The following is a 23,997-nucleotide window of genomic DNA, read 5'->3' as shown; positions in this document are numbered from 1 at the left end:
CTTCAGCTTCCTGAATAACCTGAAGCTTAAATTCAGGGCTAAATACTCTTTTTTTACCAGACACTTGCTGCCTCCTTACATAGATAGTGTCTTATTTTTTTGTCCTATGCAAGGGGTGCACTCCCATGGAGGAAGAAGCTTTCCTTCATCTAAGAGTTTCTCAGGAGAGGAGGAGCAAGCTGAAATTATCCTCACATCTGATTTTTCAATTCTTTCAGAGCCAAGAGGATGGATTTCCCCTCTTTCAATTAATCTTAAAAGGGAGTACTGGAACCTTAATGAGGAGCTCTGAATTTCATCTAAAAAGAGTGTTCCTCCATCAGCTGATTTTATCTTTCCTTGGTATTTTCTCCATGCTCCAGTGAATGAGCCTTTTTCATGGCCAAAGAGTTCAGATTGGATTAGATCCTCTGAGGGGAAAGATGAGCAGTTTATGGGGTAAAATGGTTTATCCTTTCTTTTAGAAAGGAAATGGATGAACCTTGAAATTACTTCTTTTCCAGAGCCAGTTAAACCTTCTATGAGGACTGGTTCATCTGAGGAAGAGATTTTTCTTATCTGAGGGAATATTTCTTTTAGGTAGGAATCATATGGCATTAAATAAACCTCTTTATCTTTTTCTTTTAAGAATCTGTAAAACTCTAAGGAGAGAAATTCATATAGAAAATCATTTATTGAAGGTTCAATTCTTTTTAGATTAGACTCATTGAAATGGTTTTTCCTCATAGAGGTTAAAACTATGATGCCTATTCTTTCAGAATCTATATCAAAGGGAATTACCATCTCTGAAAGTATTTTCTCTTTTCTGAATGGTATATGAAATGGGTCTTTTTCACAGTCATTTGTTATGTATGGTTTCATTGTTTGAAGAACATGAGGAACTATTCCTTTTTTTCCTTCCTCTTCCATCCTTTTTAGGATTTTCTCTTTTTTCTCATAATCTCCTATTTTTTTCATTGCCGCCAGAGAAAAAACATCCTTTTCTTTTTTAAATATAAAGAATGAACCAAAGGATACATCAGCAATTTTAATAAATCTTTTGAGATAATCTGAAAGGAGAATCTCTAAGAAATTCTCAGATTCCTGTAAAGAGAGGAGTTTCTCTATGAGAGATTTTGATGGATGGCTCATCTCCTTCCCCTGATAATTTCTATTTAAGCAGTTATATTTTAAGATGTCAAATTCAGAATTAGTGAGCAGAATGTTTTTTTGTTCACTTCAATGGTTTTAGGGACAATTTCTTGTATTCATAGTTTAATCTTTTTATTTCGCCTCCATGTTTACTCTGAAAATTAATGACATCATCATAATTCTTAAAAGCTATCAACCCGGGTTTACATCTATCATAGCAGAGATAAGCAGTCATTCCGTATTGGTCTCTCACAATTTGTGGTATATGCTCTGCGCAGGGATTAACATCGCTGCCTTCAAGAAAATAGGCGTTTTGGGCATAAATAAGTTTCTTGGTTAGATAATCTGTTGCCTCTGCATGCTCAACCAGTTCTGAAATTTCCATTTGTTTTCTTATCCCACATGTTGGGCAGCACATGGTTTTTCTGTCTCCATTTTTGAGATGCAGTACATATTTTGTCTGGGAATGCAATTTTCTACCGCATACCTCACATATTCCTGTATTGGGAGTAAGAAAGAAGTATAAACCCACGGCCACAACGATTCCAAATATAAAAATACTTGTTACATTTATCCTGGATTTTTTCATCATGCTTTTCCCTAAATCCTATTTTTTTATAACAGAATAATAGGATAAAATTCCATTTAATAACATAAAGCAAATTCAACAATATTTCAATTTGTTGAAATAATTTGTTTTCAGGAATAAAATTACTTTGATAGTGAAGATTTTAAGAGTTTTATAGAAAGGATTTTAGGTTGAAAGTTAAGATTAAATTTATTCCAAAGGATATGATACCTGAATTAAGAAATGAGGTTGTTGTTGAAGGAGCATCAACAGTAAAAGAAGCTTTAAAAAAATTGATATCACAAAATCCTTCTTTAAAAGATGAAATATTTGAATCAGGGACAGAAAAACTTCATTCTCATATCCTAATTGCAGTAAACGATCAACTCAAAGGAATTGATAGTGAAATTAATGATAATGATGAAGTAAAGATATTGATGGCTTTATCAGGTGGCTAAAAAATCTTTCATTCATAGGCAAGCGCGCCTGTTGGACATACTTGGACGCAGGCTGGAATCTCTCGCTGAGGACATCCATTGCATTTAACCGCAATTTCCTTTCTTTCCTCCATAAGAAAAGAACGCATGATTGAATCATAAGGACATACCATAATACAGCTCCAGCATCCGACGCATCTTTTTGGATCATTGTTTACAAATCCTGTTTTTCTATCTTTCTGCATTGTGCCGACAATGCAAGCATCAACACAAAAAGGAATCTCACAATGTCTGCATATAAATTGAATTTCATACCTTTCAAATAAATCGCGCTTTATAAATATACCGGATTTCTTAGGGTTTGCTTCTCCAAACCTTATTACAGAACAGGCAAATGTACATAATTCACATCCAGTGCAAAGTTCAGAATTAGCGTATACTATTTTGTCAGGCTGTTTATTCATAATATCTTTCCAGTTCATTTATTCTTTCAGGATAAAGTGTTCCATCTTCGTTCCATTTTCGGAGTTTATAATATCCTGAAAGCATTTCTTGAAATTTTTCTCTATCGATTCGATGACCTTTTGCCACCCTTAATTTCATCTCCTCATCAAAATATCTCTTTGGAAGCGTGTCATCTTTCCGTGTGATTCCTTCACGAAGATTAATCATTCTTTCTAAATCAACGATTCTTTTACCAGACTCTTTTAATTCTTCTACTGAAACTTCCCAGCCAGTTGTGACTCGAATGAGTTCAGAAAAGTGTTTATATTTTAAAAGGCCTGGACTGTTAAAACCATGACATATAAACTTGCATATCCCTAAAGAATCAGTAACTGCATATATATTTTCATGGGTGAAAACCAGTAAATCTTTATCTTTATAAGAGGTAGGGTTTTTATCGACAGGTTGACCATATATACTTTTTAGAAGTTCTTCTGGAAGGTCAAATATGTCAAGAGTTGGGCGATTTCTTAAATGGTCAGCTCCCCTGGATGCAACAGCTATTCCAAGGGCAAAACTTTTTAAATATCTTACATCATGGGGATCAGACTGGGGCAAGCCTTTAATTGCTATTAAAAAGTCTGATGTTTCTCTTCCAAACCTCTCAACTGCCTTAGTGCTCTCAGCCAAGATATTTCCAAGGTCCTCTCTTCGTGATATTTCTATCATAAGAGACTTGATTCCTAAATAGTCTCCAAACTTTAGAGCTTTTCCATAAGTTTTCTCATCTAAATATCCCTTTTCAAAAAGTTCTATTGCCCAGGCTATGATAGTTCCAGTTGATGAGACATCAAGTCCCAAATTATTGGCAAGATTGTTGAGTTCTATAACCTGCTTTGTATTTGAAATCCCCAGGTTCGCTCCTAAAAGTCCAATGGTTGTATACTCAGGTCCTTCTCCCCCAGAATTTCTGTGCCTGCAATGAACCACACAAGAAAAGCAGGAAAGCATTTTTTCCACATATTCATGGATTACCTCAGCGTTCAAAGTATCCTCAAAGGCATTTAATTGACTGTTTTTTGTCCTAATAGCTCCTAAGAAGTTACTAACATCGTAGAGAAGGGGAGTTCCTACTCTTCCCAGGACCTTGATGACTTTAGAGCTGTAAAGATAATCTTTTATTTCCACAACTTTTTTAAGAAATTCTTCAGGATATTTTATGGGAATTCCCATATTCCCCCGACAAACGATTGCCTTTAATTTTTTTGAACCCATAACTGCTCCCATTCCTCCCCTGGCTGCTGCATTCTTCATTCCGTTCATGATAGTGGCAAATCGAACCATTTTTTCGCCAGCTTCTCCAATACAAGCAATCTGAATGTCAGAACCTAAATCCTGACGCATCTTTCTCTGGCAATCTACAGTGTTTAACCCCCAATATGAAGAAGCATCCCTTATATCGATATTTCCGTTTTCGATATAGAGATAACATGGATGGTTTGATTTTCCTTTTATTATCAATCTATCAATTCCTGCATATCGAAGATAAGGTCCAAAGAATCCTCCACAATTTGCATCACCGAGTGCATCGGATTCTGGAGAGTGAGTAGAAACATTGAACCTTCCTGAATTGGGAACCCCTGTTCCTGTTAGAAGCCCAGTTCCAAATATCAAAACATTTTCAGGAGAAAGGGGGTCTATTTTAGGTTTTAGGAATTTGTAAAGATAGTACATATTTAACCCGCGTCCTCCCAAAAATCCCTGTATTACTTTGAATGGAGTATGATAAGAATGAATTTTTCCGGATGTTAACTCAACCTCATAAACATTGCTTCTTAAGTAAATGTCTTCAGACAAGATATGCAATCTCCCTAATGTATTTATTTTTCATCTTCTTGAGATACCCGTTGAGTCCATTTTTCTAAATCAATGTGTTTCTTATATTTCTCAGTGGAACTAAGACTTTCTGGCCATGTTACTTCACCGAGCATTTCCTTTTTTCTGAGTTCTTTTAAAAGCGCTATAAAATTATATTTGTCATCAAGAATATCCTCTGCTACATTGGAGACATCAATTTGATTCCTTAAAAGGAAATTTAAAGTCCCTGCCCTTTCTAAATCTCCTATTAATATTGCTCCAATCAATTTTCCATCCTTTATAAAAATTTTTCTGTAAATATCCCTTGCAGGAATGACTCTTTTTACTTCATGCATTGCTTGAGAACTGGCATTTACAATTCCCATTGATATACATGGTAAACTATAAAACTCAAGGGAATTCATTGCAAAACTTCCTGAATATTCTTCATTGGCTCCAGCCATGTTTGCTCCTGCAATCCTTCCCTGCTGAAATGCGCAGGTCCAATTAGGATTTATCCAATAACTCTGTCTTAACATGTCATATGCTTCAGCTACATCTCCTGCAGCATAGACATTTTCAATGTTAGTTTTTAGATGTTTATCAACGATAATTCCCTGATTTGTTTTTATTTCCGAGTCTTCCACTATTTCAAGATTCGGTCGAATTCCTGCTGCGTTTATAACCATATCTGATTCAATCTTTTCCCCTCCTTCTAATGTTACTCCTGATAATTCACCATCCCTTTTAAAAATTATTCTCTCAATTTTTGAATTTACCCTTATCTCGATCCCCTTTTTTTCTAAAAATTTTTCCAGAGTTGAAGAACCTTCTTTATCTAATATAGTATTTAGAATATTACTAAGTAATTCAATTAATATGACATTAACTCCTAACTTCTTTAAACTGATTGCTGCTTTTACTCCTACAAGACCTCCTCCGATTACAACTGCTTTTTTTGTGCTCTTAATTTTATGCTGGATTGTTTTATAATCATCTAAGGTTGAGAAAGAAGATATTTTAGAACTGTTTATTCCTTCTATTTCAGGAAGTAGAGTTCTACCACCAGTGGCGATAAGAAGGTAATCAAAAGAAATTTTTTTATTATTATTTATAATTATTTGATTTTTTTTAAAATCAATACTAGAAACTTTTTCGCCCAATTTTAGAGAAACATTAGGATTTTTGTATACATCTTTGCGGTCATAATAGATTTCCTCTTCTTTAATTTGAGAAGAAAGGAGGTAAGGTAATAGAGCTCGGGAGTAGGGAAGGTAAGGCTCCTTTGAGAAGATTATTATCTCTGGGTTTTTATCTCTTTTAAGGATTTCTTCAGCTGCTCCAATTCCAGCAGGCCCAGTTCCTGTTATCAAATATCTAATCCTCTTCATGCCGTGCAAAATAACCTCAAAGTTTTCACTGAATTATTACAATACAACTATATTAATGTCAATTGAATAACCCATCAGTAACCCATTATCTTTATTAACTACTTCAACTTTCAGCAGAAACTATAACGCGTCCAAGAATTTCTTAACAGCCTTGCAGAATCCAGTCGGATCTTCATCATGGATTGTGCGACCGCAGTTCAGGAATTCGACAAGTTGAGTGTTGGGACGTCGAGACGCCATTTCGCGCACATGGTCGGTCATCACCGTCCAACTCTTGTTCCCATGGACTAAAAGGGCTGGATGCCTTGAAGCAAGCCAATCCTGCCACCAGTCACCATTCACTGAAAAAACTTCCTCCGCGTTAGTTTTGTTTCCATTGTTATCGCCCTTCACCTGGATTCATTTCAGAGATAAGCTTTGGTATTGCTTTGTTTAGATTCCTGCTATAGACTGCTGCAAAGAACTTCCCAATAATGCGTGTACCAAATCCGGCCAACCCTACGATCCAAATAAGTTTGGTGCGATTCTCATCTATGCTCGCAGGCGACTGGCAGCCCAACGGTGAACGGGATATTGCTCATCACCCGTTGAAAGTTCACATCATCTCACCCTTGATGTACGACCAGTGGGTGTGGATGATTCTCCATTTCCCTTCGATTCGCACAAAGATCTCAGTGCAGTTCCAGGGTGTTCTGCTCAAAATGGAACCGTCTGGATTCAGCCAGGTGGAGAAGAAACGGTACGTCAACACGGCCATATCTCCGTGGGCCTGGACCCTCGGGTCGATAAAATCCATCACATCGTAATGGATCTTCCCTTCTATCTTCGCATATTCAGCTTTTAAGGCCTCCAGGCCATTTAATCGTTGAGGCGTCCCAGTGTCGAAGTACGTGACGTCCGGAGCACTGATTTCAGTGAATCCCCAGGGGTCTCCCTTACGCCACCTCTCCATCGCAGCGGATTCCAGCGCCATGACCTCACCCAACACCCCCTCGTATTGCTTGAGCGACAATTGCACTGGAATGGGAATTTCCAGACTCTTGGGGAGCTTGTGCTTGACATATGACCAATGGGTATGAGCGATTTTCCACCTTCCATCCCGTCGGAAATATACTTCCGTCGCGTTCCAAAGGATTTGGCTTGTGACGGCTCCTTCCGGTGTGGTGGCTGTAGATCGATAATTGTACGTTAAGACAGCCGCATCCCCGACAACCACAACCTTAGGATCGATGAATTCCGAACTCTGGTAACGGATTTTTCCCTCGAGCTGCTTCAGGTATGCTTTGTATTCCTCAAGACCGAGAATAGGCCTGGTCAGGGTGGGATCTACATAGGTCACGTCCTCGGCACTGATTTCCACCCAGCCCCAAGGATCGCCGTTGCGCCAGCGTTCCATGGCGCCCTTCTCAAGAGAGAGGATAGTTTCTTTCATCGATTGCACTCCTTTCTTAATCTCCTTAGGCTCTTTCTTTGTCTGAGTGGCAACGAGCACGGTGGCTAAAGCCACAACTACCGCGACTCCGATTCTGATCCAAAGAGTTCTTTTCATAACTCACTACCTCCTTTTTTTCCTTTTTTTGGCAGCAATTTCATATAACTTGTTCATATCCGAATTATTTCGGATATACCAACTTTAGGCGATGCAACTGATTCATCTAATCGTTACCCCATTCCCAAATGATTATTTTCTTTACATGAAAGCTGCAAAGTTCTCAGTTCGTAGCATTCAACACCTTCTCTAACAAAAGGGTTGGATTCTGCAATCATCTACAAGAGGCGCATAAATCTTTTTTGCTTCAATAATCTTGAACCCTGTTCTCTCGATTCTTTCCTTACCATGCCATTTAATAGATTCAAAAACTTCTGAAGCCATTGAAGAGTCCACAAAATTTACAGCAAAACAATTATGTTCAATAATATTTCTCTCTGTTGTATTTCCTTTAGTGCCAGAAAACATCAATATAGGAGGTTCAAAGGAAACCATTTGAAGCCAACTTTTTGGAGCAATATTTGGTTCTTTTTTCGAGTTATATGTAGAAATAAGAACCACTGGCCCGGGAATAAGGCTTGGATGCCATTTCTTTTTATCAATAGGATAATCAACTTTCTTCATCTCAGTTCATCATTTCATTTTAGTCGTTTCGCCTAACATCTTGGGGGTTGCCGAAGTACATCGCTGCTACATTTAGCGAAGCCCTTGCAGCAACCGGCTGTTGGGTAAAGTCGGATGAAAGTCATCAACAGTCCCTGTTATTGCTCTTTGACAAAGTATCTCATGATCGGTCGAGTCTCTGACCTCCGGGCCACTTCGACAAATCCCACCCTGCGAAACGCCGATGCTACACCAGTCCAGACAAAGACATCAGGCATGATGCTCTTCTTCGGCTCGACCGGATATCCTTCGACGATCTTTGCGCCATGCTCCTTGGCGTATTTTACAGCGGCTCTGAGCAACTCCACCGTGACTCCTTTGCGTCTGAACGGTTTGGCAACAAAAAAGCAAACGACAGACCAAACAGGCTCATCATCAATTCTTTTCAGTGTCCGAGATCGTTCCAAAACTGGATAAGTTTCTCTCGGAGCGACCGAGCACCAAGCGATGGGCTGACCACGGGCATAAGCGAGAAGACCTGGGATTTCACCCGAATCGACTATTTTCTTCAAGGCTTTCTTGTTCCCCTGGCCCTTTTGCTTCTCGAATTGCGACCGTTTCAATCTCCACCACATGCACCAGCAGCCGCCACAAGCCCCGCGCTCACCAAACAACATTTCGAGATCCCGCCACCGCTCAGTGGTTAGCAAATGAAACCCCAGATCCAGTAATGATGCTCGCGTAGAAGACATGTCTTTTCTCCTTTTGATTTCGCTTAACATTCAAGACTAAAAGAAGTGCGTAGCATTCGCCTGTTAGTCTATTTCCTTTTAGCCTGCTGTTAGCTGAAGTGTCCGTTTCATCCCTTTTCATATTCCTTTATCTGAAGATTGTTTGAGCTTCTCAATAAAATCTTCTCGCACAGGGTAAAAGATATCTAGCATTACAAAGGGTTCATCGCTTATGCAGGTATCGCTATGTGGAACATTTGCAGGAATGCAGTAAAAATCTCCTTTTTGTACTATGCGTTCCTCGTCTCCGATGCGCAGTTTCCCCTTGCCAGCATATACAATTCCGATTTGCTCGTGCGGATGAGAGTGTAGCGGCACTGTATGACCTAGCAACGTGGCATTAAGCACCATCATCATTTTTTCACCATGCAAACCTGTAAGAATTGTCGTCTCCAGTCCCACCATCTGGGTGAGTTTAGGAGCATCTGTGGGGTTGATAAAATACGAGATTTTTTTCTCTGTCATGACTTCCTCTTTTCACCTTAAAGGGGCATTTCGCCTACCCTGTGGATAAAAGAAGTTGCCGAAGGCAATTTGGGGAAAATCTTTGATTTCCCTTTTATCCGCCTTTAGGCGAAGTTGCTGTTTCCAAGTTATTTCATAAAAGCAGGTCATATCTTTCCTCTGTCACTCTCTTTCCCCATATTTCATGGGTTTTTTCCTCGGTTTTGATGAAGCCAGCACGCATGTAAAGATGTCGGGCTACGTTAAGTTCGCTCGTGGTCCAGAGGAATATTATTTTGTACTTGCGCTCCTTGCAAAACTGAAGCGCCTCTTTCATGAGTTCTTTCCCAAGGCCAAGCCCGCGGAAGTCGGGATGCACAAGGAACCAGCGAAGCTGAGCTTCTGTTGTTGAATGCCCTACGATGGCGATGGAACCGATAATCTGATCGCTTATTTCTGCCAGCCAAATTCGATCTTTAGCTGGGTTAAATGATTTAGTGAATTCAGCAAGTCCACTAGCGACATACGCTTCGAATGTTTGGTCATATCTATATTCTTTTGCATATAATATCCCATGAAGATAAGAGAGATAGCCTATATCCCCCGACTTAAGATAATGCCGTAACTCCCATTTTGTCGATGAATAGTTGGAGCTACTATTTTTTACCTTTACAATCTTTATATCGGGTTTCATTTTTTTGTTTATAATATAAGGATTTTCTTAACCTCTGTCAAGCGCTCCCTACGAATGAAGTAGTGTAAAATATCTTGTGTAAATTCATAGAAAAGGTTTAAGACTGGTTTATTATTTGAAATAATTTGAAAAAATATATTAAAATAATTTTTAAATTCGTTATTCTGCTGGAGGAGAAATGTCAGGGCCTTTAGAGGGAATTAGAGTACTTGATTTTAGCAGAGTTCTTGCAGGACCTTATTGTTCGATGATTCTTGGTGATCTTGGAGCTGAGGTTATAAAAGTGGAAAGGCCTGGTACAGGAGATGATACAAGAAAATGGGGTCCTCCTTTTATCAATGGAGAGAGTGCATATTTTATATGTGCAAACCGGAACAAAAAGAGTATAATCTTGAACTTACAAACAGAGAAGGGAATTGAAATAGCAAAGAAACTTGTTGAAAAATCTGATGTGGTAATCGAAAATTTTCCACCTGGAACAATGGAAAAATTTGGAATTGACTATGATACCCTTAAAGGAATAAATCCAGGAATAATATACTGTTCTATTACAGGTTTTGGGCCCGACGGTCCATACAAAGATAAAACTGGATACGATCTTGTTGTTTCTGCGATGGGAGGTTTGATGAGTATAACCGGTGAGGAAGATGGAAATCCAGTAAAAGTGGGAGTGGCGATAACTGATGTCTTAACAGGAGTCTTTGCTCAGGGAGCTATAACAACAGCACTTTTTGCAAGAGAAAGGATGAAAAAAGGCCAGAGGATTGATTTATCCCTTTTAGAAGTTCAGGTTGCAGCTCTTGTTAATATAGGAAGCTCTTATCTTGTCGGAGGAGTTAAACCAAAGAGATGGGGGACAGCTCACGAATCAATAGTTCCGTACCAGGCGTTTAAGGCAAGGGATAAACACATAATTATTGCCGTAGGAAATGATAAAATATGGGCGAATTTCTGCAGGGTAATTGGAATGCCCCATTTAATAGATAACCCAAAATTCTCAACAAATCCCTCAAGAGTGAAAAATCGGAAGGAATTGATTGGTATCCTGAGTGAGATAGTTGAAAAAAAAGACGCTGCTGAATGGCTGGAACTGTTTGAGTCAGCATCGATACCCTCAGGGCCCATAAACACAGTTGAAGAAGTATTTAATGACCCTCAGGTATTACACAGGGAGATGCTTGTAGAAGTGGACCATCCTAAAGCTGGAAAAATAAAAATGGCAGGAATACCTGTAAAATATTCAGAGACCAAAGCCAACATTAGATCCCATCCTCCTCTTCTTGGCGAACATACAGATGAGATACTTTCAAGACTTTTGGGACTCAGTGATAAAGAAATTGAAGTTCTAAGGGAAGAAAATGTTATTTAGTCTATCTCCTCTGTTCAGTCTATTTGCTTATCTCGTTTTATTTGGTTAGTATGGATAGAAGAAAATTTATATTTTTAGAAATGACCCTCAGGTATTACACAGGGAGATGCTTGTAGAAGTGGACCATCCTAAAGCTGGAAAAATAAAAATGGCAGGAATAAAAGAGAGGAAATAATCAAGATGGAAATTAAAGAATTTAAAAATAAAGAGAAAAAAGAAAAACAAAATTTAAAAACTTACTGGATAGTAGAGGTTGATAAAACAAAATGTTCTATGTGTGAGGTATGCGTTGACCATTGTCCATCTAATGCTATCAGTATGATAAAGGACGATGAGGAATGGGAGTTAGTTTTTAATGTTTATTATTGTAATAACTGTAACGGAAAACCATATTGTCAGGAAAAGTGTCCAGAGGAAGCTATTTACATATTGGAAAAAAAGGATGCCAGAAAACAACCGGCTATATTATCACTTATGAAAGAGGAAATAGTCAGATGTCATGATTGCGGTACTTCATTTATTCCTGCAAAGAAAATAAAAACAATTCAGAATAAACCTGAACTCGTAGAAAAAGAAGTACAGAAATTATGCCCTGATTGCAGGAGAAAAAGACTTATTAATAATTTATTGAGATAATACACCATGATTTATTTCACTGAGAAATTATTTAACAGATTAATCTCTCTTTGCAAAAAGGCTTTGCCAAAAAAAGCCTATGGATTAATTGCAGGAAGAAAAGAATACATTGCTGAAGAAATATATCCTTTAACCACCAATCTTAGATTAACAGACACCGATGTTAATTCTTTCTTCAAATCCTATGGAGAATTCTATCATGAGAGAGATAGAGGTTTTCTAATAGATAAAAAAGAACAAGCAAGAGTAATGGAAAAAATTGCAAGAAAGAATCAGCAAATTGTGGCTATTTATCATTCTCATAGATGTCTTTATGCAACTCCAACAAAAATTGATATGGACTTACATTTTGATCCTGATGTTCCAGCCATTATAGTTTCGCTGGTAGAAAAAGATAAGCCTGAAGTTAGAGCATTTAGAATAAAAAATAGCGGTTATGAAGAATTAGAAATTAGAATAATCCCCCCCACTAAAAAGAAGTTAACCATAAAATTTATTTGATTATTAAAGTCTTAAGTACGAGGAATTGAAGAAGAAGAAAAGGTGAATTCAATTCCTGCAGCTCTTAGCGGCGTTCTGACCCCGCAGGCGAGGATTATGTAGCGGAGTAGATATCCACCTGAAAGACCGCATAGCGAAGCAAAAACTCCTGCGATGGATGAATAGATCTCCAGAGCTTCTTTTAATACGCTGATTTCAATGAGCTCAATTACAAGAGGAATCGCCATACCAATCAGAATGATTCCAATCCAGAACATTGGAGCAAATTTTTCTTTTATCATCAGTGAAGCTGAAGCTCTCGACTCTTCAGTTCTATGTGTTGCCTGTATATAAAAGAATATTACGATGAATTCTATAAATATCAACAATATGTCGAGTTTCGCTAATTGAAAGATCTGCCATCCGAGGCCATTTCCACCAGAGAAACCAAACATAGAAAGAAAGAAGATAATTGATAACGCACCGGTTGATAATCCTGAAACGAGAAATAAAAGCGGTAACATTGCAGTGCTCCACAGAGCAATCGGTCTCGAAGCTCCTAAGAGAATGCCTGTATAAATCATGGTTAAAATTGCAAATACAAAATTTACTATGCTGATAGCAAGGTGAATACCAGTCAATTGTTTAAGCCATTGAAATGGCCATATCAATGTTCCCGTATGAATTGCACCAAGAATCATGAAGATACTTATGATGAAAGTTCCCCTTGCAATCCAGGAGGTCTTTGGATTCATAAAAGCGCGGAGTGCCCGAGGCTTTACACCCAGGTCAGCTATCAAGAAGAAAGTTCCTATAAAGAGTAATGGAAAGCCGAGAAATATACCTATCTTTGAAGCTAAAGTCCATCCTGTGAAATTAGCAAAAATTCCAACTGCGTATGCTCCAGCCCCAACTCCTGCGAGGAAGAGATACGCAGCAATTTTCCAACCCCATTCAGTTTGACCTTCTAATTTTATTTCCATTTTTCACCTCGGTGGTAAATAATAAACTGCCGGGTCTGTGCCAAACTCTGGATTTAATTGAAATCCTCTTTCTGTTTTTATAAGTATCGATACCTCAGTTTCAGGGTCTTCTAAATTACCAAAATAACGCGCTTTGGCAGGGCAGGCATCAACACAGGCAGGATTTAATCCTTTTTCAACTCTCTCAATACAGAAATCGCATTTTGCAACAGTTCCCTCTCCATGTTCTTCTATCCATCTTTTTCTGCTATAAGCTTCAAAAGGGTTTTCTTCTCGTTTTAGAGGATTAGGGAGTTCTTTATCTGGAAAATAACTTTTCCATTTTGGAACAAAGTACCTTGCTCCATAAGGGCAGGCTACAATGCAATATTTACATCCTATACATAAATTTTTATCGATTGTTACAATTCCATCTTCTCTAACAGTAGTGGCTTTTGTAGGGCAGACCTTTTTACATTCAGGGTCTTTGCATTGCATGCAGAGCACTGGAAGAGATTGCCTTACAACTGTTGGATATTTGCCTGTTTCTCCTTTTAAGCAGCGAGCCAAGAATACTCCAGGTGGCGTAAGGTTTTCTGCTTTACACGACACCTGGCAACTATAACAGCCATAACATCTTTTAAGGTCAATAACAAATCCGTATCTCATGATTTATCCTTATATATTTTTACTTTAACACAGATATCCTGACCCAATGTTAGAGGGTCTGTATGGGCTACATCCATAACAATAAGGTCATTGAAGAATACACCTTTCCCTTTTGCAGCAGGCTGATATGGCGTCCAATGTCCAGCGCAAGCAGCGATTGCAAGATGTTCAGGATGGATTCCTTCAGTTAACTTAACTTTTCCTTTTACTCTATAACCCTTGGTATTCTCCAACCAGACAAGGTCTCCATCTTTTATTTTCTTTTTCTTAGCAGTTTCAGTGTTAATTTGAATTGTGTAAGCATGGGGATCCTGGGAAGCTACTTCATCAAGCCATGGGTTTTGCATCGTTAATGAATTTGTATGCATGACAGCTCTCCAGTAAAAGGCATACATGTCATATTCTGGAGATTTTTCTGTGTGAGATGGACATGGATACCAGTCAGGAAGAGTTGTAAAACGAGACCAGTCAATGAGGTCTGGCATCCCAAATTGTTCAGCTATTTTCTGGGATTTTTTTCCTCCGTCTGGGAAAAATTCAAAATAAATTGGTGTTCTTACATTAAGGAACCATCTCCAGTAAATTTCTTCAACTTTCTTTTTCCATGTTAAAACACCTTCTTTTTTGAAATAATCAAGACCTTTTGATGGGCCAAATCTATCTTTTAAAAGTCTATCGCAAATATCTTCCCATGAGTAATCCTCTCCTGGTTTTAACCGAAATTCTTCTGACATTTCACCACCGTATCGAATTGGAATAATTTTGTTGATAGCTTCGCAATATTTATCCTGAATTCCAAGTCTTTTTGCAATTTCAAGCATAACCTCTGAAAAGTCTCTTCTCTCATATTGAGGCTCTATCACAGGCTGTCTTATCTGCCATCCCCATTCACCCAATCCTTGAGGGTGACTGAAGATCGATGGAAATGTAATCGCTGGAGTTAATCTTTCAAGAAAACAAGCATCGGGAAGAACAATGTCAGCAACAGCATCAGTGAATTCGGTTAAATAAATATCAAAGGAAAAAATAAATTTGAATTTTTTGAGGAAATTCTCTGTTACTACCTGAGCATTTCCCATTGTCATCACTGAATTAGAACCAAAGTTTATCAATATTTCCGGGCGATATGATATTTTAAATTTCTCCCATAGCTCTTCATTGTTATCTGACATTATTGTGAAGGCATTATAAACAGATGTGGGGAACATATCTTGTAAATCAAGTCTTGTTGGCGGTTTTGGCTCTCGAAGAGGATATGGTTTATGGTCATATACCCATCCTTTTACAACCATAAGGCCATCTTTATCAGCATAAGGAATGGTTTCTGGTTTACCTGTATCAGGATAACCATGGCATACAGGAGGTCCTAATCCTAAAGCTCCTCCAACAGCCTCAGAGCTTCCGACCACATGATTGAGCAAATCAATAGAAAGACATGTCCATCCAGAGTTGACATGGCCCTGGGAGCCTCTGAAGAATATGGCAGAAACAGGACGGTAGGGGAGCTCTTTTCCATCGATTCTGATTGTGCTTCCGATTTTTGCAGTTTCTCCAAACTCTTTTGTAACTCTTCTTATAGTGGAGACTGGAATTGTTGTAATTTCTGAAACTTTTTCTGGTGTATATTTTTTTACATGTTCTTTTAACAATTGAAAAGCTGGTTGACATTCTATTCCATCAATTTTATAAGTTCCGAGTAATGCAAAATCTTTAATTAATGGGTCATCAAATGTTTTAGCTGATTGAGACTCTGAATCCCATATCAAGGGCTTTCCGCTTTCTTTGTCTCTCATGTAATAGCCATCAGGCTTTATTAGATATGCCGCATTGGTTTTTCTCTTCAGATATTCAGCATCATAAATTCCGAGCTCATTCAATAGTATGTTTACCATCCCCAGCGCTAAAGCTCCATCTGTGCCAACTCTGATTGGAACCCATTCATGAGCTTTTGAAGCCTGGGCACTCATGAAAGGATCAAAGACAATCGCTCTCATTCCCCTTGCTCTTGCATCGGCAACCTGCTGTGAATTCTGTACAGCAACGTGGCCAGCTCCATGGCCTTTAGAACATCCAAAATATAAAACCAGTTCTGAATACTGAAAGTCAGGGATTATAGACCATGCTGCATGGGTTATTCCATTCATGAAATGAGCTCCGTTTCCACAATGAAGCCCACCTCCAGAGACCCAGTAATTTGAGAATCCAAAAGCTCTCATGAATGCGATCACAGCGAATCTAATTTCACTTGTTTGTGTTGTTGTTGCCTGGAAATAAACTGCTCTTGGGTCTTTTTCGTAGACCTCTTTTAACTTCTGAGTGATTATATCTAAAGCTTCATCCCATGGGATTCTCTCCCATTTGGGGTCAACTCCGATACCTTTTTCAGGGTTGGTTCTTTTAAGGGGATAATTTACACGGTATGGGTCATATAAAAGCATTACTCCAGGTGCTCCTTTTGGGCATATGCGACCCATGCCAGCAGGGCTTTTTGGGTCTCCTTCTATTTTAGTTATAAGTCCATTAACTTTATGAACTCTTATACCGCATTGACAATAACACTGTCCACAGGATGTTGAAATCCATACACCTTCGTCATGCATTTTATTCCTCCTGATTTGAATTTTTTATTTTAATATTTGAAAAAAATAAATGTCAACTGGGTGTTTTTCATGGCCAAATAGTCTGGCACTCTCTACATCCACCTAAGATGTATTTTTCGCTCAGGGAATATTTTTTCTTAATGCTCTGAAATAGGAGAAGTTAGCATTAATATTTTCATTATTTTTCAGAATTAACTAATTTTGTTCTCTTATTTTATCTCTCATATTATCGATTATATTTCCACATTTCTCCCAATTTTTCTTGAGCAATCCCTAACCCCTCAAGATATAAGTCAAAAATTTCATTTCTTGTGAAATACTTTGTTTCCATAATTGGTTCATTATCTATTGAACAACTCTCGAGTTTATTATAGTCAATTGTAACTTCATAAAAAGCAGGTTTCTTACATAAATCAGTCCCAATTAATGGACTACATATATGTATCTGCACAAAATAAGTATTAATTTTTTTCATAACAGAGAAAGTTTCTTTTACATCATTTATATCTTCGAAGGGAATTCCTATCATAAAGGAAGCTACGGGTATGATTCCATTTTTTATAAAAGCTATGGGGACAGATGATTTGGGAACACTAATTTTATGATTATATATACGAATAACTTTAATTCCCTCTCTTTCAAGATCTGGTTCGGATATATTTTCTAATCTCATAAAAGCTACGTAATATTGATTTGTTGTAAAGGCATTTTCTATTGGATCTCTGAATGACTTTGCTATTTTTTGTACACATGTAAATGCTTCTACAGGAATTTGTGCTTCAGCTAAAATATTTGTCATTCGAAGCTTACTTAAATACCCATTTTTAATGTTTGATCCCCCTATACCCCAATAGAGTGATGTTCCATTCAATCCTTTACACATAATTGAATGACAATGTAATACATATTGTTTGAATAACTCAAAATCTTTCAGAATATTAATATATTCTGGATTGATTTGAAGAGAATTCTTCACCGGAAAAATTAGCTTGTGTAGGTAGTTTGTTAATTGAACACAATTAATCCAATAATTGATGGGAATATCTTCAATTCGTGATTTTTCTGGGTATCTTACAATGGATTCCATGGGTAACAGTTTATTTAGTAAAATACGACATTTAATCATTAATTTCCAAAACCTTAATATGAGGATATGGGTCCCATGAGTAAAGAATTATGTGATTTAGCCATACTGTTCCTAAGTCCATAAAATCACCTTCAGGAAGGCCTCTTGCTCTCTTCAAGCGGTCTTTTTCCAGACGGTACAGAGTAAGCTTTTTACTTTTCAGTTCAGGGGGAGAACCTATGCTAAGGAAATCCTGCTTTGTAAGCAATATATAGATATTCCTATTAATTAATAGCGGCTGAGCAAAATTAAAAAGCCTGGCAGCCCACCAATTCGGACCCCTAACTATTTTATATTCCCTATAGCTTTCTTTAATAAGTATAGATTTTTCCTCTTTACCTGTTATCATATCGTAGGCAACTAATTCCATTTTGTCATCTGGGCATGTCCAGAGAATTCCCTCTTTGATTATAAACCTCTGATAAGCATAAACAATTGAAGGTTGTTGTATAGGAGCGAATTTTTTTTCAATTTTTAATGTATTTAGATTTAATATCTTAAATTTACTACATGTTTTCTCTTCATAACATTTTTTTGCTATGTAAATAATTCTATCTTTCTCAAGAAACTCAAAATAATGGAAAAATTGTTCTGGAAGTGCATAAGACTTAACAAATCTTCCAAAGACATCAAATTCCTTCATTTGAAAGCCGTGTTCTTGTAAAACAAATATGTTTCCAGTGAATCTATTTATAGCTAATCTATAGGGGTTTCTAATCTCCTCGGGTCCCTGACCTTCTCTTAAGATCTTTCTTAAGAATTTTCCGTTTTTGCTAAATATCTTAATGCAAGAAGCTTTTTTATCCAGCACATATATATTTCCTTCATTATCGCAGTCAATCGAATTAATGGTGTAAAAAAGATAAGAATCTTCCCCTTTGGCTTTTATTTCCTCAACACCAATACTCGCAACAATTTTGATTCTTACGGTCTCATTTTTGTCTGCTACAAGCGCCAGAACAAGAAGAATAAGGATAGAGAAATTTAATAAAAAATTTTTTTTCATATTACTATTAATTAATATATCAAAATTACAATTTTTTTACACCCCTAAATAAACTTTTTCTTTTAAGAGGGATCCCTCTTTTTTACCCCTTTAATCTTTCACTAACTTGGATACACAACTACAAGATGGTCTGTTAGATATTCGCAGTTAGGTATACCGATATCAGGGCCCTCAGTAGTACAAGTACAGCAATCAGGTGGGACCAGCACTTCTACATTTAGTGGATCGTAAATCCATTTAATTTCGTCCATTTTATTCACCCCCTTTCTCTTTATTTTTTTTAGAGTCATGACCCTTTATATCAAATCTTTTTTGTTGATATAATATTCTCAACATTTCTAAATAGTGTTCATATCTTTCTTTTTGAGAACATTTATTTTTTTTATTATTTATAAGAAAATCATAAGGACAACTATTACCACTGCATATTGGCACCATCGAGCATTTTCTGCATTGTTCTATATTTAATCTATCTGCATCAACCCACTTTTTAAACTTGGAACGGTCATAATTTATATTAAAAATCGTTCCGCAAATTTCTTTTTCATCCCCAATAGTTTTTGTGCATTTATATATTTCTCCCCTTGGTCCAACTATTAAAGAAAGTTTTGTTGTTGCCACACATCCCAATAAATTGGGTACAAGTCTTTCTATTTCTTTTGGAGGTTTTAACAACTTCTCTATCTCACAATTTTTAAGAATATTTATAACCTCAACTGCTGAAAGTATATTATCTTCAACGCTCTTACACACAGCTTCATTTTTTTGAACTATAAAATGTTCACGTTCCAAGCCCGAAAGAACATCGGGATTTGAGAGACTATACTACAATTCCTATTCTTTCTGAATCTATTTCAAATGGGATTATCATCTCTGAAAGTATTTTCTCTTTTCTAAATGGTATATGAAATGGGTCTTTTTCACAGTCATTTGTTATGTATGGTTTCATTGCTTGAAGAACATGAGGGATTATTCCTTTTTTTCCTTCCTCCACTCTTTTAATTAGTTCTTCTTTTTCCACATACTCTCCTATTTTATTCATGGATATGAGGGAGAAATCATTTTTTTCTTTTTTGAAGATAAAGAATGAACCCAATGAGACTTCTCCCAATAGTATAAATCTTTTGAGGTAATCAGAAAGTAGAATGTCTAAGAAATTTTCAGATTCCTGTAAGGAGAGGAGTTTTTCCATGAAAGATTTTGATGGATGGTTCATCCTTGCCTCTGATAATTTCTATTTAAGCAGTTATATTTTTAGATGTCAAATGAATGGTTGAGATGTAACATAGAAGACTTTTAAAGCTCTATAAAAAATTGAAAAAATTATTGACATGCAGAGAAAATAAAGATACTATATTAAACGAACGTTTGATTAATGAAAAGAGATTTTAGCTATCCTGAAAAAGCAGAAAACATATTGAAAGTTGCAGCAAAGATAATAGCAAGGGATGGGTATGAGAATGCAACTATAAGAAAGGTTGCGAGGGAGTTGAACCTGAATTTAGCTACTCTTTACTACTATTTTAAATCCAAGGATGAGCTTCTTTATGCAATTCAGTACCAGACATTTGATTCATTGCTGAGCAATTTGAAGAAAAAATTAAAAGATGTAGAAGATGGAGAAAAGAAATTATACATAATTATAGAGAATCATCTTTCCTATTTTCTAACCCATTTAAATGAAATAAAGGTTTGCACTCATGAGCTTGAAACCCTCACAGGGAAATATTACAAGGAAGTTGAATCGAAAAGAAAAGAATATTTTAAGATAGTTTTAGAAATACTAAACCAGATTAAGGAAAAATATTCTATAAAGGAAAAAAATTTGAGAGTATCGACCCTCTGCCTTTTTGGAATGCTTAACTGGTTTTATACCTGGTATGACCCAAATAAGGATTTAAAGGGGAAAGAACTTGTAGAACATGTAAAAGAATTATTCTTAAACGGATTTATAGGAAGGAGCAAAAATGTTCGAAAAATTTAAAGAGTGGCAAGAAAACAGGCATGAATATGCAAAGGAATGGAAAAGAAAAACCGGGGGAAAAGTAATAGGGTATTTTTGTACTTATGTGCCAGAGGAAATTCTATATGCAGCGGATATATTACCAATAAGAATTTTAGGAAGTCATGAGCCCCAGGATTTAACAGAGCCTCATATATTTGGAATGTTTTGCCCATTCTGCAGGGATTGTTTAGCCCAAGGATTACAGGGAAGATATGATTATCTTGATGGAATAACGATTGCCCAATCCTGTCTGCATATTAGGCAGGCTTTTACAAGTTGGCAGATGCATGTGCCTGTTGAATACAGTTATTACCTTCCAATGCCCCACCATGTTCAGAGCGCAAGAGCTTATCCTTATTTAACTGAAGAACTTAAGTTGTTTAAAAAATCAATCGAGGAGTGGACTGGGAAAACCTTAAGGAATGAAGATTTGGATAAAGGGATAAAGATAATGAACGAAAACAGAAGACTTCTGGGAAAACTTTATGAATTAAGGAAAGAAAAAAACCCAGGTGTGACAGGATTGGAAGCAATGTATGCAGTAATTTCAAGTCAATTAACTGATAAAAGAGAGCACAGCAGAATGCTCGAAGAGGCTTTAAATAAAATATATGAAAGAAAGGAAAAAAACAGTAATCTTCTGAGGTTAATGATATTAGGAAGTGAAGATGATGATACTGAATTTATGAAAATGGTAGAATCATTGGGAGCTATTTTTGTTATCGATGATCACTGTACTGGCACAAGATATTTCTGGAATGAGGTAATTCCTGATGAGGATAGATTGGCTTCTATCGCTGCAAGATACATCGATAGACCTCCTTGTCCAAGTAAAGATTGGCCAGAAAGGCGAAGGGTTCCTCATATATTAAATCTGGCAAAAGAATATGATGTGCAGGGTGCAATCATAGTCCAGCAAAAATTCTGCGACCCCCATGAACTCGATATCCCTGCAATTACCAAGACTTTAAAAGAAAATAACATTCCATCTCTTTTTCTTGAATTTGACGTGACAGTTCCTTTGGGACAGTTCAAAACAAGGGTGGAAGCCTTCCTTGAGATTCTTCGGGAAGAAGATCTATGGAGTTAAGGTTGGCAAAAAACAGTTTTGTGGAAAGAAACGCAAGCTTGATAGTTTATTCAAATATATGTTTAAACATTTGGAGGCTAAAATGAGAAGTGCTAAATATAAAACTGAACCTTTAAAATGCTGGCAAAAAGCTAAAGAAATAAGGGAAAATTATTATAAAAATTATGCCAAAGCCCATGAAAAAGGTGGAATCAGGTGGGCAGGTGGAGCATGGTCATTCGATGCTATCCCTGCTGGATTGGGAGATGATGTTTATCCCATAACAAGCGAGCCATATGGAGCATCTGTTGCCTGGAATAAAGAATTTGCCCTTGAATGCCAGGAAGCAGTTGAAAGGGCAGGGTATGCAAGAGACTTATGTTCTTACATGAGAAACTATTGGGGCTCTGTGATGCTGAATAAATATGTGTTTGGAGGAGAATTTCCAACTCCTGATTTTATCTGGCAGGACCATATTTGTTGTAGCCATGCAAAGTGGTATCAGGTGGTTAAAGATATAGAAAAAAAAGAAATCCCTTTTTTCTGCATTGATGTTTCAGTCGGGCCTTATGAGCAAATCAATGAGCACAAATTGAACTATGTTGTTATGCAAATGCATGATGGAATTGAATGGCTGGAGAAAATAGCCAGAAGGAAATATGATGATGAAAAACTTATCCAAGCAGTCTACAATCATTGCAGGTCAACCTCTTTGTGGGCTGAGGTATGTGCTTTAAACAAAATGATCCCTGCTCCTCTGGATGAAAAGACAATGTACTCTCTTTATGTTCTTGGTACTCTTCAGAAAAGCAGTAAAGTAGTAGCTGATTTTTATCAAGAGCTAAGGGATGAGGTAAAAGATAGGGTTGAAAGAGGGATTGCTGCAGTTGGAAATGAAAGATGCAGGGTAATGACTGACACACAGCCACCATGGGCTTTTCTTAAAATATTTCGTTATTTAGAAAAATATGGATGTGTTTCAGTTGGGTCTTTATACACTTTTGGCCTTATTGGAATGTGGGATGTACAGGAGGATGGAACCTGGGGTCCTCGTAGAACACCTCAGGAAAACGGAATTGAAATAAAGACCAGAGATCAAGCTCTTCGTACATTAGCTGATTGGGAATTGAAAAAGCCTGAATGGCAACATTTTTACTATCCCCATCTTAAAAGTGAGATGATGATAAGAATCGCTAAAGAATGGAAACTCAATGGTATAATGCTTCATTATAATAGAGGGTGTGAAGGTTTAAGTCTCGGAATAGCTGAGAATAGGATAGCTCTTATAAAAGCTGGTTTTCCTGTTATGAGTTTTGAAGGAAACATGGGAGACGAAAGAGAATTTGATGAAACAAGAACAATTGCCCGAATCGATGCCTTTATGGAAACATTGGGGTTTGAGAGATTAGAATAGGAGGAGGTATTTTTATGGTAACCGTTGGCATTGACTGCGGTGCTAAAGAAACAAAAGCTTTATTAATTGAAGGTAATAAAATTTTGGCAAAATACTCTGTCCTTAGCGGATTTGACCAGAAATATGCTGCAGAGGAGGCGTTTGAAAATATTTTAAAAAAGACAGGAATTTCAAGGGAAGATATAACCCATATTACATCGACTGGCGTCGGAAGAAAAGGAGCTTATTTTGTTAATAGTTCCATTACAGAAGTGGGTGCAAATGCTAAAGGAATTTTATTTTATTATCCTTCTGTAAGAACTGTAATTGATGTTGGAGCAGAAGAAGGAAGAGCAATAAAACTTGACGAAAGAGGAAAGGTTTTGGATTTTGCTATCAATGAGAAATGTGCAGCAGGAGCTGGAATTTTTACAGAAACTATGGCAAGAGCCCTTGAAATAAAATTGGAAGAAATGGGAGAACTTTCGCTTAAATCACAGAAGCCAATTCCTATGAATGCTCAATGTGCTGTATTTGCTGAATCGGAAGTTGTTTCATTAATTCATTCAAAGACACCCAAAGAAGACATAGCTCGATCAATTCTTGATGCAATTGCTGACAGGATTGCATCGATGGTTCGAAGGATAGGGATTGAAAAGGATGTTGCATTGACAGGAGGCGTGGCGAAAAACATTGGATTTGTTCATTCTCTTAAAAGAGATTTACAAGTTGAATTGTTCATTCCAGAGAACCCAGAATTTATCTGTGCATTGGGAGCTGCTCTGATTGCAGCTGAAAGAGCATTGAGTCCTTCCAAGGAAGGAGGAGAATAG

The 23,997-nt window shown here is 37.1% G+C and carries 25 protein-coding genes; 8 read left to right on the top strand and 17 right to left on the bottom strand.

Annotated elements, in window-relative coordinates; genetic code table 11:
* Nucleotides 1-75: 75 nt before the first annotated feature.
* Together AB1410_06070 and AB1410_06065 are read right to left on the bottom strand one after the other, a co-directional pair.
* Complete coding sequence (locus AB1410_06070) at nucleotides 76-1,131, bottom strand: sigma-54-dependent Fis family transcriptional regulator (GenBank protein MEW6456261.1); 1,056 nt, start codon at nucleotides 1,129-1,131, stop codon at nucleotides 76-78.
* Nucleotides 1,132-1,213: 82 nt separating this feature from the next.
* Nucleotides 1,214-1,720 (bottom strand): hypothetical protein, encoded by a 507-nt coding sequence (locus AB1410_06065; protein ID MEW6456260.1) that lies wholly within the window; start codon nucleotides 1,718-1,720, stop codon nucleotides 1,214-1,216.
* Nucleotides 1,721-1,890: 170 nt separating this feature from the next.
* On the opposite strand from AB1410_06065, the gene AB1410_06060 reads away from it, so the two are divergent.
* Nucleotides 1,891-2,157 (top strand): MoaD/ThiS family protein, encoded by a 267-nt coding sequence (locus AB1410_06060; GenBank protein ID MEW6456259.1) that lies wholly within the window; start codon nucleotides 1,891-1,893, stop codon nucleotides 2,155-2,157.
* Nucleotides 2,158-2,165: 8 nt separating this feature from the next.
* Here the strand turns inward: AB1410_06060 and AB1410_06055 are convergent, their stop codons facing one another.
* The 8 genes from AB1410_06055 to AB1410_06020 form a co-directional block, all read right to left on the bottom strand.
* The gene (locus tag AB1410_06055) at nucleotides 2,166-2,618 is read right to left on the bottom strand and encodes a 4Fe-4S dicluster domain-containing protein (GenBank protein ID MEW6456258.1); all 453 of its coding nucleotides are present in this window, start codon (nucleotides 2,616-2,618) and stop codon (nucleotides 2,166-2,168) included.
* Nucleotides 2,593-4,437 carry an aldehyde ferredoxin oxidoreductase family protein gene (locus tag AB1410_06050; protein ID MEW6456257.1) on the bottom strand — a complete coding sequence of 615 codons (1,845 nt, stop codon included), beginning with the start codon at nucleotides 4,435-4,437 and terminating at the stop codon, nucleotides 2,593-2,595. Before AB1410_06050 ends, AB1410_06055 begins: the two co-directional genes overlap by 26 nt.
* Nucleotides 4,438-4,460: 23 nt before the next feature.
* Nucleotides 4,461-5,828 (bottom strand): FAD-dependent oxidoreductase, encoded by a 1,368-nt coding sequence (locus AB1410_06045; GenBank protein MEW6456256.1) that lies wholly within the window; start codon nucleotides 5,826-5,828, stop codon nucleotides 4,461-4,463.
* A gap of 595 nt (nucleotides 5,829-6,423) precedes the next feature.
* The gene (locus AB1410_06040; protein MEW6456255.1) at nucleotides 6,424-7,377 is read right to left on the bottom strand and encodes a nuclear transport factor 2 family protein; all 954 of its coding nucleotides are present in this window, start codon (nucleotides 7,375-7,377) and stop codon (nucleotides 6,424-6,426) included.
* A 189-nt stretch (nucleotides 7,378-7,566) separates the two neighbouring features.
* Nucleotides 7,567-7,941, bottom strand: a complete 375-nt coding sequence (locus AB1410_06035; GenBank protein ID MEW6456254.1) for a flavin reductase family protein — start codon at nucleotides 7,939-7,941, stop codon at nucleotides 7,567-7,569.
* A gap of 137 nt (nucleotides 7,942-8,078) precedes the next feature.
* Entirely contained in the window at nucleotides 8,079-8,672 is a 594-nt protein-coding gene (locus tag AB1410_06030; GenBank protein ID MEW6456253.1) for a GNAT family N-acetyltransferase, read from the bottom strand.
* A 117-nt stretch (nucleotides 8,673-8,789) separates the two neighbouring features.
* The gene (locus AB1410_06025) at nucleotides 8,790-9,176 is read right to left on the bottom strand and encodes a cupin domain-containing protein (GenBank protein MEW6456252.1); all 387 of its coding nucleotides are present in this window, start codon (nucleotides 9,174-9,176) and stop codon (nucleotides 8,790-8,792) included.
* Between the two features lie 133 nt (nucleotides 9,177-9,309).
* A complete protein-coding gene (locus tag AB1410_06020; GenBank protein MEW6456251.1) occupies nucleotides 9,310-9,849 on the bottom strand; it encodes a GNAT family N-acetyltransferase in 540 nt (179 codons plus the stop codon).
* 178 nt (nucleotides 9,850-10,027) lie between these two features.
* Between AB1410_06020 and AB1410_06015 the strand changes: the two genes are divergently transcribed.
* The 3 genes from AB1410_06015 (at nucleotide 10,028) to AB1410_06005 (ending at nucleotide 12,355) form a co-directional block, all read left to right on the top strand.
* Nucleotides 10,028-11,218: a CaiB/BaiF CoA-transferase family protein gene (locus AB1410_06015; protein MEW6456250.1), complete on the top strand. Its 1,191-nt coding sequence runs from the start codon at nucleotides 10,028-10,030 to the stop codon at nucleotides 11,216-11,218.
* Nucleotides 11,219-11,398: 180 nt separating this feature from the next.
* A complete protein-coding gene (locus tag AB1410_06010; GenBank protein MEW6456249.1) occupies nucleotides 11,399-11,854 on the top strand; it encodes a 4Fe-4S dicluster domain-containing protein in 456 nt (151 codons plus the stop codon).
* A gap of 6 nt (nucleotides 11,855-11,860) precedes the next feature.
* Nucleotides 11,861-12,355: a M67 family metallopeptidase gene (locus AB1410_06005; protein MEW6456248.1), complete on the top strand. Its 495-nt coding sequence runs from the start codon at nucleotides 11,861-11,863 to the stop codon at nucleotides 12,353-12,355.
* Nucleotides 12,356-12,366: 11 nt separating this feature from the next.
* Here the strand turns inward: AB1410_06005 and nrfD are convergent, their stop codons facing one another.
* The 7 genes from nrfD to AB1410_05970 form a co-directional block, all read right to left on the bottom strand.
* Nucleotides 12,367-13,317: an NrfD/PsrC family molybdoenzyme membrane anchor subunit gene (gene nrfD / locus AB1410_06000; protein MEW6456247.1), complete on the bottom strand. Its 951-nt coding sequence runs from the start codon at nucleotides 13,315-13,317 to the stop codon at nucleotides 12,367-12,369.
* Between the two features lie 3 nt (nucleotides 13,318-13,320).
* Complete coding sequence (locus AB1410_05995) at nucleotides 13,321-13,965, bottom strand: 4Fe-4S dicluster domain-containing protein (GenBank protein ID MEW6456246.1); 645 nt, start codon at nucleotides 13,963-13,965, stop codon at nucleotides 13,321-13,323.
* The gene (locus AB1410_05990) at nucleotides 13,962-16,565 is read right to left on the bottom strand and encodes a molybdopterin-dependent oxidoreductase (GenBank protein ID MEW6456245.1); all 2,604 of its coding nucleotides are present in this window, start codon (nucleotides 16,563-16,565) and stop codon (nucleotides 13,962-13,964) included. The genes AB1410_05995 and AB1410_05990 overlap by 4 nt, the downstream gene beginning before the upstream one ends.
* Nucleotides 16,566-16,791: 226 nt before the next feature.
* Complete coding sequence (locus AB1410_05985) at nucleotides 16,792-17,436, bottom strand: hypothetical protein (GenBank protein ID MEW6456244.1); 645 nt, start codon at nucleotides 17,434-17,436, stop codon at nucleotides 16,792-16,794.
* Between the two features lie 247 nt (nucleotides 17,437-17,683).
* Nucleotides 17,684-18,697 carry a 6-bladed beta-propeller gene (locus AB1410_05980; GenBank protein MEW6456243.1) on the bottom strand — a complete coding sequence of 338 codons (1,014 nt, stop codon included), beginning with the start codon at nucleotides 18,695-18,697 and terminating at the stop codon, nucleotides 17,684-17,686.
* Nucleotides 18,698-18,949: 252 nt separating this feature from the next.
* On the bottom strand, nucleotides 18,950-19,489 hold the full coding sequence (locus AB1410_05975) for an SPASM domain-containing protein (protein ID MEW6456242.1): 540 nt from the start codon (nucleotides 19,487-19,489) through the stop codon (nucleotides 18,950-18,952).
* Between the two features lie 28 nt (nucleotides 19,490-19,517).
* A complete protein-coding gene (locus AB1410_05970; protein ID MEW6456241.1) occupies nucleotides 19,518-19,913 on the bottom strand; it encodes a hypothetical protein in 396 nt (131 codons plus the stop codon).
* A gap of 159 nt (nucleotides 19,914-20,072) precedes the next feature.
* Between AB1410_05970 and AB1410_05965 the strand changes: the two genes are divergently transcribed.
* The 4 genes from AB1410_05965 to AB1410_05950 all read left to right on the top strand — a co-directional run bounded on the left by AB1410_05965 (nucleotide 20,073) and on the right by AB1410_05950 (nucleotide 23,997).
* Nucleotides 20,073-20,681 carry a TetR/AcrR family transcriptional regulator gene (locus AB1410_05965; GenBank protein ID MEW6456240.1) on the top strand — a complete coding sequence of 203 codons (609 nt, stop codon included), beginning with the start codon at nucleotides 20,073-20,075 and terminating at the stop codon, nucleotides 20,679-20,681.
* Nucleotides 20,665-21,792 carry a benzoyl-CoA reductase, bzd-type, subunit N gene (gene bzdN / locus AB1410_05960; protein MEW6456239.1) on the top strand — a complete coding sequence of 376 codons (1,128 nt, stop codon included), beginning with the start codon at nucleotides 20,665-20,667 and terminating at the stop codon, nucleotides 21,790-21,792. The genes AB1410_05965 and bzdN overlap by 17 nt, the downstream gene beginning before the upstream one ends.
* Before the next feature lie 82 nt (nucleotides 21,793-21,874).
* Complete coding sequence (bzdO, locus tag AB1410_05955; GenBank protein MEW6456238.1) at nucleotides 21,875-23,185, top strand: benzoyl-CoA reductase, bzd-type, subunit O; 1,311 nt, start codon at nucleotides 21,875-21,877, stop codon at nucleotides 23,183-23,185.
* A gap of 14 nt (nucleotides 23,186-23,199) precedes the next feature.
* The gene (locus tag AB1410_05950) at nucleotides 23,200-23,997 is read left to right on the top strand and encodes an acyl-CoA dehydratase activase (GenBank protein MEW6456237.1); all 798 of its coding nucleotides are present in this window, start codon (nucleotides 23,200-23,202) and stop codon (nucleotides 23,995-23,997) included.

Source organism: Acidobacteriota bacterium, from assembly GCA_040756905.1.
Lineage (GTDB): Bacteria > Acidobacteriota > Aminicenantia > JBFLYD01 > JBFLYD01 > JBFLYD01.
This window is presented reverse-complemented; position numbering and strand designations above follow the sequence as displayed.